Below are 14,379 nucleotides of genomic sequence, written 5' to 3'. Positions count from 1 at the left end.
TGCCGGTGAGCGGGAACTGGGCTTTGACTACGCCTCAGACGGGCGGGGCAGTCACCCGTTCCAGCCGGTAGACGACACCGGCGCGGTCTTCGGCATTCCTCAGATACCAACCACGCTGCCAACGCTTGATGAATTGATCGGGCTCGATGGCTTGACTGCCAAGAACGTTGATCAACACGTGCTGGCATTGACCGCCGACCAGGAGAAGTCGCAGGTATACACCTTGCATGCTGAACTGGAAGGTATGCGTCTGGCCGAAACCTTCGAGCGACTTCTCGCGGGCTGGCAAGAGCAGGGCTATCGCCTGGTCAGTTGCCGTGAGTTGTTTGCCACCTTGGATACGTCCAGCCTGCCACGACATCACGTCACCTACGGCCAGATTGCCGGACGCAGCGGCAATCTGGCCTTGCAGGGTCCGAGCGCTGACGGCGTGGGTGGCCTGCAGCGGTCATCCTGACGACGATTTCAGTGCCGATTTTCCCGGTCATGAGTGGGCTTTTCCTTGCCGTTCAAGCCAGGGAAAAGCCGCGATCAAGACTAAATCTTTGCCGCTTCTTTCTTCGCTTCCATGATTGCCGCGACAGTTTCCTTCGACGCGTTGGCGAACGAACCGCCGAGCAACGACTCGGCGCCTACCTTGTCGCCGCCTTCCACCTTCTTCACAACATCGGCTGCGCAGACATGAAAGTTGGCGTGCTTTTTGATCAGGTCCTGGTAGTGCGACGCTGCCTTGAATTTGGCACCTTCGCCGTAAATCCATTTACCGAGATCACAAAGATTGTCCTTGCATACCGTCGTGCTGCTGAGCTTTTCCGTGCTCGTGCCGTCGATAAACTGATTCAGTCTGACCTTCCACTTGATATGAGCAGCAATTGCGTCATCGAAGTTCATTGATGGTCCTCCTCTTTTACTCGGGTCAAAAAATCGGCATGGGCAAGCCTCACTTGAATCGCTTGAGGCTCTCCTGCAGGGTGCTGGACAAGTCGCGCAGGCGTCGCGCTGCCCCCGCGTTGTCATTAAGGGCAGCGGCGGATTCCTCGGACATCTTGGCAATCTGCTCGACACTACTGGAAATTTGCTGTGTTGCTACCATCTGCTCGTGAATCGCGCCGGTAATATCGTTAACCACAGCGACTACACGCTTGGCGCTGTCTCTGATCTGCCCGATCGACTCGCCGCCCTGCTCGGCCAGTCCGACACCCTTGGTTGCCTGAGCTACGCCGGATTCCATGCTGGCGACAGCGCCATGAGTCCCCGACTGAATACTGCCGATGGTCCTGGCAATGTCGGCAGTCGACTGAGTCGTCCGTTCGGCAAGCTTTCTCACCTCATCGGCGACGACGGCAAAGCCGCGCCCCTGCTCACCGGCGCGGGCGGCTTCGATGGCGGCATTGAGTGCCAGCAGGTTGGTCTGGTCGGCAATTTCCTTGATGGTATTGACGATTGAGGAGATCTGCGCAGATTGTTGGCCGAGTTCCTCAATCGTCGTCGCAGCCGAGTTCACCGCGTCCGCCAGCCGGCGGATTTCGTCGACCGCCTCCTGGATCACCGCCGCGCCGCTGTCGGCCACGCAACCGGCCTGCCGCGACAGCGTGAAGGCTTCGTTGGCGCTTGTCTCCACCAGACCCATGCTGATCGTCATTTGCATCACGGTAACCGAGATCGACGATGCCGCATCTGACTGCCCACTGGCATGTGCCGATAGCGCTTCGGTAGCCTTCATCATTTCGTCGGCGGCACGGCCGAGGTGTTCCGCATCCTTGCCAATGTCGGCAATCACCCCGCGCAGGTGTTCCTGCATGTCCTTCATGCCGGCTAGCAGACTGTCTTTATCACCCGCACGACAATTAACCGGGGTGGAAAGGTCTCCCCCGGCAATTCGGCGAGCCATTGCAACCGCCTGCTGCGGATCGCCGCCGAGTAAACGGAGCAGGTCCCGCCGCAACAACACGAGTGGCACGGTCACGAAGATCGCGACGAGCAGTCCCCAGAACATGAACTTTAGCGCCTCGTCACGATAAGCACGGTCGACGTCGTCCACATATACCCCGCTGCCGATGACCCAGGCCCATGGCGCGAAGCCCATGACATAGGAAATTTTGGCCACCGGATCCTTTTCGCCAGGCTTGGGCCAGAAGTAGTCCACAAACCCTTTGCCGTCTTTTCTTACGACCGCGACGAATTCGTTGAAGAGATACTTTCCGTTCGGATCTTTCAGACCCGACATATCCTTGCCCTCGAGTTCAGGCTTGATCGGATGCATCAGGGTCTTGGGCGCCATGTCGTTGACCCAGAAATACTCGTTGTTGTCATAGCGCATCGAGCGCAATGCGGCCAGAGCCGCCCCCTGCGCAGCCTCGACGGGCATTTTCCCCTGTCGTGCTTGATCTTCAAAATGGGCTACGACGCTATGGGCCGACTCGACCAGGCTGCGTACTTTGTCCTTGCGATCGTTGAGCAGCAAGGCTCTTTCGGAATACAGAACCCCAGCCAGGAGTCCTGCGAGCGCAGTAATCGTCACGAGGAGTACCAAAACAAGACGCGTACTCAGAGAAAGCTGGGGGCTCGTCATATCTGTCCTCAAAATTTGCCGCGAGTCGATATTCTACTTCACGTGCCGGCAGCGATTGAGATTTTTCAGATGGGCTTTCTTGGGTAAAGAAAGTCAGGCTTTCAACAGCTCTTCTCGACTCCCGAGCCAGCGCGCCAGATGTCGCCTGACACACTCCGGGTCGTCACGCAAAAGCTGTTCGGCCATCGCACGTGCCAGTACAACGAGATCGGCATCGGCTTCGAGGTCGGCATAGCGTAACAGCGGAACGCCCGATTGTCGGCTGCCAACGAACTCGCCGGGGCCGCGCAGGTGCAGATCCTGGCGAGCGATCTCGAAGCCATCGGTGTTCTCGAAAATTATTTTCAGGCGCGCCCGGGAAGTTTCCGAGAGCGGCTGGGCAAAAAGCAGTACGCACACCGAATCATGAACACCGCGCCCGACGCGGCCGCGCAACTGGTGCAATTGCGAAAGGCCGAAGCGTTCGGCGTGCTCGATGATCATCAGGCTGGCGTTGGGCACATCGACACCGACCTCGATAACCGTGGTGGCGACCAGCACGTCGATTTCACCGGCTGCAAAAGCGGCCATTGTTGTCGCTTTTTCATCGGGTTTTAGGCGCCCGTGCACCAAGCCAATGCGCAGTTCACTGAGTTCTTCGGAGAGTGCGACGTGCGTTTCGAGGGCGGTTTGCAGTTGCAGTGTTTCCGATTCCTCGATCAGCGGGCACACCCAGTAAGCCTGCCGGCCAGCAGTCACGGCGCTGCGTACGCGGGCGATCACTTCAGCGCGCCGGGCATCGGAAACCAGCTTTGTTCTGATCGGCCGGCGCCCCGGCGGCAGTTCGTCGAGCACCGAAACGTCGAGGTCGGCGTAATAACTCATGGCTAACGTGCGCGGGATCGGTGTCGCCGACATCATGAGCTGATGCGGATTGCCGCCTTTTCTGCGTAATTCGAGGCGTTGCGCAACGCCGAAGCGATGCTGCTCATCGACGATGGCCAAGCCGAGCCGTGCAAAGTCCACGCCGCCCTGAATCAGCGCATGGGTGCCAACGACCAGTTGCGCACTGGTCGCCGCTTGCGCTTGCATGGCTTTTTTTGCTGCTTTCTTGAGGCTGCCGGAGAGCCAGACGACTTCGACGCCGAGCGGCATAAGCCATGCCCGCAGCTTGAAATAATGCTGCTCGGCCAGTATTTCGGTCGGCGCCATGAAAGCCGCCTGCCAACCCGCCTCAATGGCCTGGCAGGCGGCCAGCGCGGCAAGGATGGTCTTGCCACTGCCAACATCGCCCTGCAACAGACGCTGCATCGGATAGGGCTGCATCAGGTCGGCAGCCAGTTCGGCATGCACCCGCTGTTGCGCGCCAGTCAGACTGAAAGGCAACGCGGCCAGCAGTTGCCTGGCCAGCATGCCAGAGGCATTAAGCTGCGGCGCCCCCTTCTTCCGCCGCGCCATATAGGCGCGGCGCAGCGAAAGCTGCTGCGCCAGCACTTCATCGAACTTGATGCGCTGCCAGGCTGGATGCGTACGCAATTGCAAGGTCGCTTCAGGAGTACCAGGTGGCGGCGCATGCAGCAGTTGCACGGCATCGGCGAAAACCGGCAGCCGATTCTTGCGGCACCAGTGCGCATCAAGCAGTTCAGAAAGGTCGGTGGCGGCGGCAAGCGCCTTCCGGATGAGCTTACGCAGCGTGCTCTGCGAAAGGCCCGCAGCGCTCGGATAGACTGGCGTCAGCGATTGCGGCAGCACCTCATCGCTGGCAAGCACCCGGTAGCGGGGATGAACCATTTCGGCGCCGAGAAAGCCGTGGCGAATCTCTCCAAAGAGGCGCAGCTTGCGCCCTTCGTCACGCGCCATTTCAAGCTGCCGGGTCTGACTGCCGTAAAAATTGAGAAAGCGCAGTACGAGTTCGCCGCTGGCATCACTGACGCGCGCCACCAGTTGACGGCGGGGACGAAACTGCACCGAAACCTCAAGCACCTGGGCTTCGATCTGCACCGGACCACCGTCGAGCGCCTCGGCGATCGGCGTAAGGCGTGTTTCGTCCTCGTAACGGATCGGCAAATGCAGAACAAGATCGTCAACACGCAACAATCCCAGCTTGCGCAACCTGGTGGCAATCGCGTCGGGCGCCTTAATCTCGTCGGCAGGAGCCATCAAGCACCATGACACCATCAACCTCGACCAATGCCCCACGCGGCAACGCAGCGACACCAACCGCCGCGCGCGCCGGAAAAGGCTCAGAGAAATGCTGGGCCATCTGTGCATTGACCTTGGCAAAATCACCGAGATCGGTGAGAAAAACGTTGAGCTTGACAACATCAGCCAAGGAACCGCCAGCGGCCTCGACCACAGCCTTCAGGTTCTCGAACACCTGGATGACCTGCGCATCTATCCCCTCGACCATCTGCATGGTCGCCGGATCAAGACCAATCTGCCCCGATAGATAGACCGTATCGCCGACCCTGACAGCCTGCGAGTAGGTGCCAATGGCGGCGGGGGCGTTGGCCGTTGAAATGATCGTTTTGCTCATGGCGCTGTCTCATGAAGGTAAAAATGCGATTGAACCACAACGCGCACAACGTTCACAACGAGAAGCAAAAAAATATGATTTTGGTCTTCATTGTGTTCGTCGTGCGCGTTGTGCTTAATGCCTTCACTGGAAAGTTTTTATGACGAATGCAACCATCGCCAATCTGGAAAAACTGCTCGGCGGGCCGCGTGACGGCGCGCTGCTGCGTTATTCGCTCGGCAACGAGTGGCTCAAGGCCGGCAAACCCACGCTGGCGTCCGATTTTTTTCGTGCGGCCGTCGAACGCCAGCCGAGTTATTCGGCGGCCTGGAAGCTGCTGGGCAAGGCGCTGGTCGACAGCGGCGAAACTCTGGCAGCGCTCGCCGCTTACCAGCAAGGAATCATTGCCGCAAAAACCAGTGGCGACATCCAGGCCGCCAAAGAAATGGCGGTGTTCGTCAAACGGTTGCGCCGGCAGGCGGATGCCGGTGCGAAGCAAACGCCTAGCGCTTGACGCCCTTGGGCAACAGCAGCACCGTAGCGAAGCCCAGCGCCTTCATTTTCTCGCTAACCGCTTCGGCTTCTGCCCGACTTTTGAAGGGGCCGACCTGTACCCGCGCTTCAATCGTTGACGGGATTCCTTCAAGCGTTAGTTTGGCGTGCAGTTCTTCGGCACGACGTGGGTCTGAGAAGACCCCGGCCTGCAAAGCATAGCCCGAGAACAATCGGGGCGGTGTGGGTGACGGAGGTGGCGGCGGTTTGGCCACGGCAGGCGGCTCGCTGCGCGCGGACGCAACGCCAACTGGGGTCGCTCTCGTCTCGCCAGGTTTGCTCCCAGCAACGGGCGCCGGCTGACTCGCCGCTGGACGACCAGCCGGCTGCGCCGCGCGTGGCAAGGCCGGTTGTGCCACTACCTCGGGACGTGGTGGCGGCTCAGCGCGTGGCGTCAACCGGTCCTCCGGCGCCGCAGAGGATTCAGGGACCGCTGCGGCCTTGACCGTTTCGACTTTCGGCTCGACCGGCGTTACCGGCTGGGTAAGCGCCTTCTTGGCAACCGGAACAGGCTCGGTAAATTGTGGTGCGCTCGGCTCGGGGTCGCTTTGCGTACCGAGGCGATCAAACAGCGCCAGTCCGCCGAGCAGGCCGATAATCATCAATCCGGCAAACCCCATCCGCCAGGCCAGCTTGCGCTTGATGTCGGACGAATCGGCGTGAACTTCGCTGTTATTAGTCTGGCTAATCGCCATGGTCTCTCCCTGCCTGTAGCATCATGTTCAGTCGTTGCGATTGCGCACCAGGGCGACAACCAGTTCGGCCTCCGCGCGGGAAATGCCGCAATGCTGCGAAATGCTGGCCGCATCATGCCCCTGGATCACCATCTGCATTGCATCGCTATAAAGCGGTGAGACATTTTGCACGGCCTGTGACTGCGCCAAGTCGCACCGCTGTTTTTCGCGCAGGTTTAGTACGTCAGCACGCAAGTCCCTGACCTCTTCACGCAGTTGCGCAAGTTCGCGTTCCAGCGCTTCGACGCGCTGCTGGCCTGGAATTTCTGCGGGCGGCTCATTCCATGGAAAGGCGAATTCAGACGGTGCAACCAGCGCCGCGGGCGACTCCTGCACCGCAGCGTAGGCGGAAATGGCCGACTTTGCGGCCAACTGCTCAGGAACGCTGACGTTTACCTTCCCCTGTCCGAGACGACGCAGGCGAAAAAAAACGACGACGACATAGAGCGCGAGCAACGCAACAATCGCGATCAGCGCTTCGCGCCAGCTCAAATTGGCCAGTACTTCAAAATCCATTAGTCGCCTGCGTCAGAGTATCTGGACGGTATTATGCCAGACACTCTCGCAGGCTTATTCGCTTATTCCCCGCTGCAAAATGAAGCACCGCACAGACCCCAAACCACACTGTCCTTTAGAACATCGCTTCAAACAGCCCGGCGGCGCCCATGCCGGTGCCGATGCACATGGTCACCATGCCGTAGCGTTGTTTCGTCCGCTGCAAGCCATGCACAAGGGTTGCCGTGCGTACCGCGCCGGTGGCGCCGAGCGGGTGACCCAGGGCAATGGCGCCGCCCAGCGGGTTAACCTTCGCCGGGTCGAGATCCAGAGTCCGCATGACGGCCAACGACTGGGCGGCAAAAGCTTCGTTCAACTCGAACCAATCCACGTCCTGCTGGCTGATGCCGGTCTGTTTGAGCACGCGCGGAATGGCTTCGACCGGGCCAATGCCCATGATCTGCGGCGGCACGCCGGCCACCGCAAAACCGGCAAAGCGAGCCAAGGGCTTGAGCTTGTACTGCTTGAGGATCTTCTCCGAAACGAGCAGTACGGCCGCTGCGCCGTCGGACATCTGTGAACTGTTGCCCGCAGTTACCGAACCACGCGCTGAAAATACCGGCTTGAGTTTGGCCAGACGTTCCAGCGAACTATCCGGACGCGGGCCTTCGTCGGTATCGGCCAGATAGTCATTTATCATCACTTCACCGGTTTTCAGATTCGGCACATGCGACTTGATGGGGTAGGGTGAAATCTCGGCCTTGAAGTGTCCGGCCTGGATGGCTGCACAGGCCTTCTGGTGCGACGCGACGGCAAAGGCGTCCTGGTCTTCGCGCGAAATCTTCCACTGTGCTGCCACTTTCTCGGCGGTCAAACCCATGCCAAAAGCGATGGCGTAGTTCTCGTCCTTCTCGAAGATTGCCGGGTTCATGGCAATCTTGTTACCCATCATCTGGTTGAGCAGCGACATGGTTTCGGTGCCGGCGGCGACCATCACGTCCGCCTCACCCAGACGGATACGCGCAGCGGCATCGGCCACCGCCTGCACCCCGGAGGAGCAAAAGCGGTTGATGGTAATGCCCGGCACGGTATTGGGCAGGCCGGCCAGCAGCAGGCCGATGCGCGCGACGTTCATCCCCTGCTCGGCTTCCGGCATGGCGCAGCCGACGATGACGTCCTCGACCAGCGCCGGGTCGAGCCCCGGCGCCTGCGCCATGACCGACTTGATGGCATGCGCCAGCATGTCGTCCGGACGCACGTAACCGAACATTCCCTTGCGCTTGGCCACTGGCAGACGTGTCGCGGCGACGATATAGGCTTCCTGAATCTGCTTGCTCATGTTGTCTGTCTCCTGTCGCTCAGTTGCGCAACGGTTTGCCGGTTTCCAGCGTGTACTGGATACGCTGCCGGGTTTTTTCGTTCTTTAGCAGCTCAACAAAGAGTTTGCGCTCAACCGTGAGCAGCCACGCTTCATCAACCAGAGAACCGGTCTCGACATCACCCCCACACAACGCTGTCGCCACGTATTTGGCGACCAGATAGTCATACGCGGAAATCATTCCGCCTTCCTTCATGTTGGCCAGCATCATCTCGCAATTGGCGATCCCGGTGCGCCCCGCCACTTTGATATTGCGCGGCGACAGTTTCGGGCAATAGCCAGCTTCGGCCATGCCGCGCGCCTCGCGCAGCGCGACGTAGAGTAGTTCGTTGGCGTTGAATACGACCTTGTCCGTATCGAGAACAAAACCGAGTTCCTTCGCCTGCGCGCCGCTCTTGGACACAGTGGCCATGGCAATCGTCGAGAATACCGGCTGGATGAATTCGAAGGGGTCGTTGCCCCCCGTTTTCGCCGCCAACTGCCAGGCGCGAATGGCGAACTCCTTGCAACCGCCGCCGGCTGGAATCAGGCCGACGCCGGCTTCGACCAGGCCGATATAGCTTTCGAGCGCGACCACGCGTTTAGCGCAATGCATCAGGAACTCGCAACCGCCACCCAGGGCCATGCCCTGCACGGCAGCAACCACCGGCAACTTGGCGTACTTGAGCGCCAGCGCAGCGTTCTGGAACTCGCCAACATAGGCTTCGAGCATTTCGAACTGACCGGCCGTGATCGCCTCGACCACCTCCTTGAGGTTGGCGCCGAGGGCAAACGGCGCTTCATGCCAAACGACTAAACCCTGGAAGTCGGCCTCAGCCCGTGTAATCGCCTCGCGCATACCGATGATCACATCGCGGCCCAAGGTGTGGTTTTTGGATTTGACGCTGACGATGGCAATTTCGCTGTCAAGCTGCGGCAGGATCCATAAACGCACACCCTCGTTCTCCCACACTGTTGTTCCGGCGACGGGGTTTTCACCCAATACGCGCTCGGGGAAAATCTGCCGTTGATAGACGGGCAGGGCCGAACGTGGCCGGATGTCGTCGGCGCTCGCCGAATACGAACCGGCTGCGGAATGCACGCCGTCGCGTGAGAAAACCCAGGCTGGCAGAGCTGCTGAGCACATCGCCCGGCCAGCGTCGATATCGGCCTTGACGGCTTCGGCTATGGCGCTCCAGCCGGCGGCCTGCCAGCTTTCCAGCGGGCCTTGCGTCCAGCCAAACCCCCAGCGCATGGCGAAATCCAAATCGCGTGCATTGTCGGCAATATCGGCCAGGTGGAAGGCGGCGTAATGGAAAATATCGCGGAAAATGGCCCACAGAAACTGTGCCTGTGGATGCTCGCAGAAACGCAATTGCGCGAATTTCTCGACCGGATTGCGGTTCTTGAGAATGGCCAGCAACTCAGGCGCGATGTCGACCACTGAATCGCGATACTCCTGCGTTGCCAGGTCGAACACCCTGATCGCCTGGCCTTCTTTTTTGAAGATGCCACAGCGGGTCTTCTGCCCAAGCGCGCCCTGGGCGATCAGCGCCGACAGCCACGCCGGCACAGCATAGAACACGTGCCAGGGATCATCGGGCAGGGTGTCCTGCATGGTTTTGATGACATGCGCCATGGTGTCCAGGCCGACCACATCGGCGGTGCGATAAGTTGCGCTCTTCGGCCGGCCGATCAGCGGACCGGTCAGCGCATCAACGACATCGAAGCCGAGCCCGAACTGCTGTGTGTGGTGCATGACGGCGAGAATCGAAAAGACACCGACGCGGTTGGCGACGAAATTGGGCGTATCGAGCGCCCGCACGACGCCCTTGCCGAGACGGGAAACCAGCCAGGACTCAAGCTTGTCGAGCAGTTCCGGCGCTGTGCTTTGGGTCGCGATCAGTTCAACAAGATGCATGTAACGCGGCGGGTTGAAGAAATGGATGCCGCAGAACTGCGCGCGCAAGGCTTCGGGCAAGCCCTGCGACAGACGGTTGATCGACAGACCCGAGGTGTTCGAGGCGATGATCGCGTTCGGTGAAATGAAGGGCGCGATTTTTTGATACAGATCGTCTTTCCACTCCATCTTCTCGGCGATGGCCTCGATGATCAGGTCACAGGTCCCGAGTCGATCAAGGTGCTGCTCATAATTGGCGGCATCAATGTAAGCAACGCGATCTTTTGTGGCGAGCGGCGACGGTTCAAGCTTTATCAGTCCGTCGAGTGCTTTGTTGACGATCCCGTTCGGATCGCCCTCCCTGGCCGGCAGATCAAACAGCACCACCGGAACGTCGGCATTGACCAGATGCGCGGCAATCTGCGCGCCCATCACCCCGGCCCCGAGTACTGCGGCCTTGCGTACGATAAAGTTGCTCAAGCTATCCTCCTTGGGGTAGTCCTGGATTTTTCATTAAAAAAAACGCCCCGGAATTCGGGGCGTTTTGGAGAAGCCGACGAACCAGGTCAGAAAGACATCGAGTACTGGGCGCCGAGCAGCCAGATGTTACCGGTATATTCGCCGGTCACCCGACCGCGCAGAGGCGCCGCAACTGTGCCCTGATCATTGTCAATCTTGCTGTCTTTGATGACAATGTAAGTCAATCCCAGATCCAGCCTTGATGCCTTGTCCACAACCCACTGTGTGCCAAAGGAAAACCATACACGGTCATTATCGGGCAGCGAAACCAAGCGATTTTCTGGCCTCTTGACCGGCGTCTGATCGTAAGCCATGCCAAATTTCAGTTTCCAAGCATCGTTGTACTTGTAATTACCACCAAGAGCGACCCGCCAGGTATCGCGGAAGTCGGTTTCAAGTGTCTGCACAGGTGTCGATGAACCCGTCGTGACGTTCATGATGTCCACCTTCGGAATCGAACTCCAGCCGGTCCACGACACATCACCGAGCATTTCCCACCGGTCGCTTAGCTTCTGCGTCACGCTCATGATGAAGGTATCGGGCAGTTTGAGATCGGCCTTGGCATCGGCCGATGACGGCCCCCCGTTAGCTACATCCAGCCTTCCTTCAGTGTGGTACTGGATGGTGGAACGGTAGGAAACCCCCACCTTGGTCGACGGCGACAGGGTAAATAGAGCGCCCACATTCCAGCCCCAGGCATCATCATCCAGACCCAGCTTGATCGGCGTAGCGGCTCCCGCTCCGATGGACGCCTGCCGTTCGTAAGTCGCCTCAACACGCTGCCAGTTAAGGCCAGCACCAAGAGAAACCTTGTCGTTAACGCGATAGGCGATAGACGGATTGATGTTATAGGTCTTGATCTCAAACATCGTGGCTTGCGCGGCGCCAAGCCACGGCTTGTCATATTCGGTTTTCAAGCCAAACGGTGCGCTAAAGCCGACACCAACGTAGACGTCCTTGTTCAGCGCCCACGACACATAGCCGTTGGGAATAGCCGACCAGCCGCCAGCGTTACCGCCCTCGCCTGCCGTAGCAAAGGCGCCTACACTCGATCCTTGGTTGTGGAACTTGAAGGTGGGACCCACTGCTGCAACACCGGCAGAAACTTCATGAGTTTGCAACTGTGTCATGCCGGCCGGGTTGAAGTAAATGGTACTGGCGTTCTCGGCGACCGCTGCCGAACCGGCGTAGGCGCTACTGATGCCACTGGCATTCTGCTCCAGAAGCTGGAAACCGGACGCGTTTGCCGCGCCCGAAAAAGCGGCCAGCACCAATGCCGGAATCAGTTTCATTGAGTTAATTTGCGACATTACAGCCCCTCCTATGAATTACTTATGGTCATGGCAAACGGAACGACACCCCGCCACAGGGTAACAGCGTCGATTCTAAAGCGCCCCTTTTCGAAACACCGTTAATCTTCATTGCTTGGCAGTTCACGCTTGGCGCCCTGTTGGTTTATTGCAACATAACTAAGGGTCGATGTGGACCATTGACGACGACGCTGTACGGGCGTTGGTGTCCATGCCTTGATAATCACCGAACGTTGCAGTCCGGGACTCAGAGGCTGTGAGAAAATGCGACCACCCGATTGACGGCCTCGACCACCTTGGCCACGGTAACGCCGAGGTAGTCGAAAACCTGGCCGGCTGGCCCGCATTCGCCAAAGCGATCAATACCGACCACCGCGCCATCGAGTCCGACGTACTGCCGCCAGTAGCCGGTGACACCGGCTTCCACCGCCACACGCGGCACGCCGCGCGGCAACACGGCGTCGCGGTAGTCTGCGTCCTGCTGGTCGAAGATGAAGTTTGACGGCATTGACACGACGCGCACGGCGACGCCTTGTTCGGCCAGCGTCTGCTGTGCGCTAACCGCCAGACCCACTTCGGAGCCGGTGGCGATGATGACCACCTGCGGTGCGCCGGAACAATCCCTGAGCAGATAGCCGCCACGCCGAATCTCGGCGATTTGTTTCTCGTCGCGCGTCTGATGCGGCAGATTCTGCCGACTCAGGATCAGCGCCGTGGGCGTGTTGCGGTGCTCGATGGCGATTTGCCAGGCAACGAAGGTTTCGACGCTGTCGCAGGGGCGCCACACATCCAGATTGGGCATCATGCGCAAGGTCGCCGTCTGCTCGATCGGCTGGTGCGTCGGGCCATCTTCGCCAACGCCGACGGAGTCGTGCGTGAACACGTAGATCGGATTGATCTTCATCAGAGCTGCCATTCGGATGGCATTGCGCGCGTACTCGGAAAACATCAGGAAGGTGCCGCCGTAGGGCCGGAAGCCCCCGTGCAGGACCAGACCGTTCATGATTGCGGCCATGCCGAATTCACGAACACCGTAGTGAATGTAGTTACCGCCTGCGGTCATCGCTTCCGGACGCAGGTCATGGCAACCTCGCCACTGGGTCAGGTTGGACGGGGCCAGGTCGGCGGAGCCGCCAATAAATTCCGGCATCACCGGCGCCAGCGCCTGAATGGCGTTCTGTGATGATTTGCGCGTGGCAATGACTTCCGCCTTGGCCGCAATGGCTTTCAGTATGTCGGCCGAACTGGCGGCAAAGTCAGCGTGCAAACCACCCTGGGTGCGGCGCTCGAATTCGGCGGCCAGCGCCGGGTGGGCGGCACGATAGGCAGCAAGTAGGTCCTGCCACTCGCGCTGACGTTTGGCGCCAGCGACGCGACCGTCCCACAGCGTGCGCACTGCTGCGGGGACTTCAAACGCACCGTCGGCAATTCCCAGCGCGGCGCGCGTCGCGGCGACTTCGTCCTTGCCCAGCGGCGAGCCGTGCACGTCATGCCCGCCGGCCTTGTTCGGCGAGCCCTGGCCAATGACCGTCTTGCAGCAAATCAGGGTGGGCTTGGCATTTTGCGACTTGGCAGCAATGATGGCGCGATCCACGGCATCGATGTCGTGTCCATCGACATTGCGGATCACGTTCCAGCCGTAGGCCTCGAAGCGCTTCGCAGTGTCGTCGGCGAACCAGCCACTGACGTCGCCATCGATGGAGATCCCGTTGTCATCGTAGAAAACGATCAGTTTGGACAGTTTCCAGGTGCCGGCCAGCGAACACACTTCGTGGGAAATGCCTTCCATCATGCAGCCATCGCCCATGAAGACGTAGCTGTAGTGGTCAACAATCGGGAAACCATCGCGATTGAATTCGGTCGCCAACAAGTGTTCGGCGAGGGCGAAACCGACGCTATTGCCCAGACCCTGGCCGAGAGGGCCGGTGGTCGTTTCGACACCAACGGTGTGACCATATTCCGGATGGCCCGGCGTTTTGCTGTGCAGTTGCCGGAAGCGCTTGAGTTCGTCGAGCGGCAAGTCGTAGCCGGTCAGGTTCAGCAGCGAGTAGAGCAACATCGAGGCATGGCCGTTAGAGAGGACGAAACGATCGCGGTTGGGCCATTTCGGATCGGCTGGGTTGTGCTTGAGGTGCCGATTCCACAGCGCCACCGCGATTTCAGCCATCCCCATTGGCGCGCCCGGGTGCCCTGAATTGGCCGCCTGTACGCCATCCATGGCGAGCACGCGGATGGCATTGGCCAGTGAAACTTGAGAACTCATTTAGAAACTCCTGGTAGAACGAAAAAGACTTTACGAAGACACCGCGTCGCTAAAGGCGAGAAGTATACGGGCAAGCGCAGCGGAAACAATGTATTTGCCTGAGTTCGATTTCTGGCAGTCAGAAATGACGGTCGTGAAAGAGAAGCTGATGTATATTCTGACCACTTATCGATCAAGAGTTGA

At 59.4% G+C, this 14,379-nt stretch carries 11 protein-coding genes and 1 pseudogene; 2 read left to right on the top strand and 10 right to left on the bottom strand.

The window, feature by feature from the left end; all coding sequences use genetic code 11:
- A pseudogene (locus tag Q1J43_RS13860) lies at positions 1 to 457 on the top strand (hypothetical protein); the annotation flags it as partial.
- Between the two features lie 80 nt (positions 458 to 537).
- Here the strand turns inward: Q1J43_RS13860 and Q1J43_RS13855 are convergent.
- From Q1J43_RS13855 to Q1J43_RS13840, 4 genes are all read right to left on the bottom strand, one after another.
- On the bottom strand, positions 538 to 891 hold the full coding sequence (locus Q1J43_RS13855) for a CZB domain-containing protein (protein ID WP_301103094.1): 354 nt from the start codon (positions 889 to 891) through the stop codon (positions 538 to 540).
- A gap of 49 nt (positions 892 to 940) precedes the next feature.
- On the bottom strand, positions 941 to 2,521 hold the full coding sequence (locus Q1J43_RS13850; protein WP_301103093.1) for a methyl-accepting chemotaxis protein: 1,581 nt from the start codon (positions 2,519 to 2,521) through the stop codon (positions 941 to 943).
- Between the two features lie 144 nt (positions 2,522 to 2,665).
- Positions 2,666 to 4,711, bottom strand: coding sequence for an ATP-dependent DNA helicase RecG (gene recG / locus Q1J43_RS13845; RefSeq protein ID WP_301103092.1), 2,046 nt, complete (start codon positions 4,709 to 4,711; stop codon positions 2,666 to 2,668).
- Positions 4,689 to 5,087, bottom strand: coding sequence for a RidA family protein (locus tag Q1J43_RS13840; RefSeq protein ID WP_301103091.1), 399 nt, complete (start codon positions 5,085 to 5,087; stop codon positions 4,689 to 4,691). Before Q1J43_RS13840 ends, recG begins: the two co-directional genes overlap by 23 nt.
- A gap of 139 nt (positions 5,088 to 5,226) precedes the next feature.
- Between Q1J43_RS13840 and Q1J43_RS13835 the strand changes: the two genes are divergently transcribed.
- Complete coding sequence (locus tag Q1J43_RS13835) at positions 5,227 to 5,580, top strand: hypothetical protein (RefSeq protein WP_301103090.1); 354 nt, start codon at positions 5,227 to 5,229, stop codon at positions 5,578 to 5,580.
- On the opposite strand, the gene Q1J43_RS13830 is transcribed toward Q1J43_RS13835, so the two are convergent.
- From Q1J43_RS13830 to tkt, 6 genes are all read right to left on the bottom strand, one after another.
- The gene (locus tag Q1J43_RS13830; RefSeq protein ID WP_301103089.1) at positions 5,570 to 6,313 is read right to left on the bottom strand and encodes an SPOR domain-containing protein; all 744 of its coding nucleotides are present in this window, start codon (positions 6,311 to 6,313) and stop codon (positions 5,570 to 5,572) included. The genes Q1J43_RS13835 and Q1J43_RS13830 overlap by 11 nt on opposite strands.
- Positions 6,314 to 6,340: 27 nt before the next feature.
- Positions 6,341 to 6,868: a DUF2802 domain-containing protein gene (locus Q1J43_RS13825; RefSeq protein WP_301103088.1), complete on the bottom strand. Its 528-nt coding sequence runs from the start codon at positions 6,866 to 6,868 to the stop codon at positions 6,341 to 6,343.
- Between the two features lie 115 nt (positions 6,869 to 6,983).
- Positions 6,984 to 8,186, bottom strand: a complete 1,203-nt coding sequence (locus Q1J43_RS13820) for an acetyl-CoA C-acyltransferase (RefSeq protein ID WP_301103087.1) — start codon at positions 8,184 to 8,186, stop codon at positions 6,984 to 6,986.
- Between the two features lie 19 nt (positions 8,187 to 8,205).
- Complete coding sequence (locus tag Q1J43_RS13815; RefSeq protein WP_301103086.1) at positions 8,206 to 10,584, bottom strand: 3-hydroxyacyl-CoA dehydrogenase/enoyl-CoA hydratase family protein; 2,379 nt, start codon at positions 10,582 to 10,584, stop codon at positions 8,206 to 8,208.
- An 86-nt stretch (positions 10,585 to 10,670) separates the two neighbouring features.
- A complete protein-coding gene (locus tag Q1J43_RS13810; RefSeq protein WP_301103085.1) occupies positions 10,671 to 11,933 on the bottom strand; it encodes an outer membrane protein transport protein in 1,263 nt (420 codons plus the stop codon).
- A 247-nt stretch (positions 11,934 to 12,180) separates the two neighbouring features.
- On the bottom strand, positions 12,181 to 14,196 hold the full coding sequence (gene tkt, locus Q1J43_RS13805; RefSeq protein ID WP_301103084.1) for a transketolase: 2,016 nt from the start codon (positions 14,194 to 14,196) through the stop codon (positions 12,181 to 12,183).
- Positions 14,197 to 14,379: the final 183 nt, after the last annotated feature.

The sequence above is a fragment of the Propionivibrio sp. genome (genome assembly GCF_029255185.1).
In the GTDB taxonomy this organism is placed as follows: Bacteria; Pseudomonadota; Gammaproteobacteria; order Burkholderiales; family Rhodocyclaceae; genus Propionivibrio.
This window is presented reverse-complemented; position numbering and strand designations above follow the sequence as displayed.

Coding starts and splice junctions, on each gene's coding strand:
- Q1J43_RS13820 (WP_301103087.1), bottom strand. CDS start 8,186: ATGAGCAAGCAGATTCAGGAAGCCTATATCGTCGCCGCGACACGTCTG.
- Q1J43_RS13830 (WP_301103089.1), bottom strand. CDS start 6,313: ATGGCGATTAGCCAGACTAATAACAGCGAAGTTCACGCCGATTCGTCC.
- Q1J43_RS13825 (WP_301103088.1), bottom strand. CDS start 6,868: ATGGATTTTGAAGTACTGGCCAATTTGAGCTGGCGCGAAGCGCTGATC.
- Q1J43_RS13835 (WP_301103090.1), top strand. CDS start 5,227: ATGACGAATGCAACCATCGCCAATCTGGAAAAACTGCTCGGCGGGCCG.
- tkt (WP_301103084.1), bottom strand. CDS start 14,196: ATGAGTTCTCAAGTTTCACTGGCCAATGCCATCCGCGTGCTCGCCATG.
- Q1J43_RS13855 (WP_301103094.1), bottom strand. CDS start 891: ATGAACTTCGATGACGCAATTGCTGCTCATATCAAGTGGAAGGTCAGA.
- Q1J43_RS13840 (WP_301103091.1), bottom strand. CDS start 5,087: ATGAGCAAAACGATCATTTCAACGGCCAACGCCCCCGCCGCCATTGGC.
- Q1J43_RS13810 (WP_301103085.1), bottom strand. CDS start 11,933: ATGTCGCAAATTAACTCAATGAAACTGATTCCGGCATTGGTGCTGGCC.
- recG (WP_301103092.1), bottom strand. CDS start 4,711: ATGGCTCCTGCCGACGAGATTAAGGCGCCCGACGCGATTGCCACCAGG.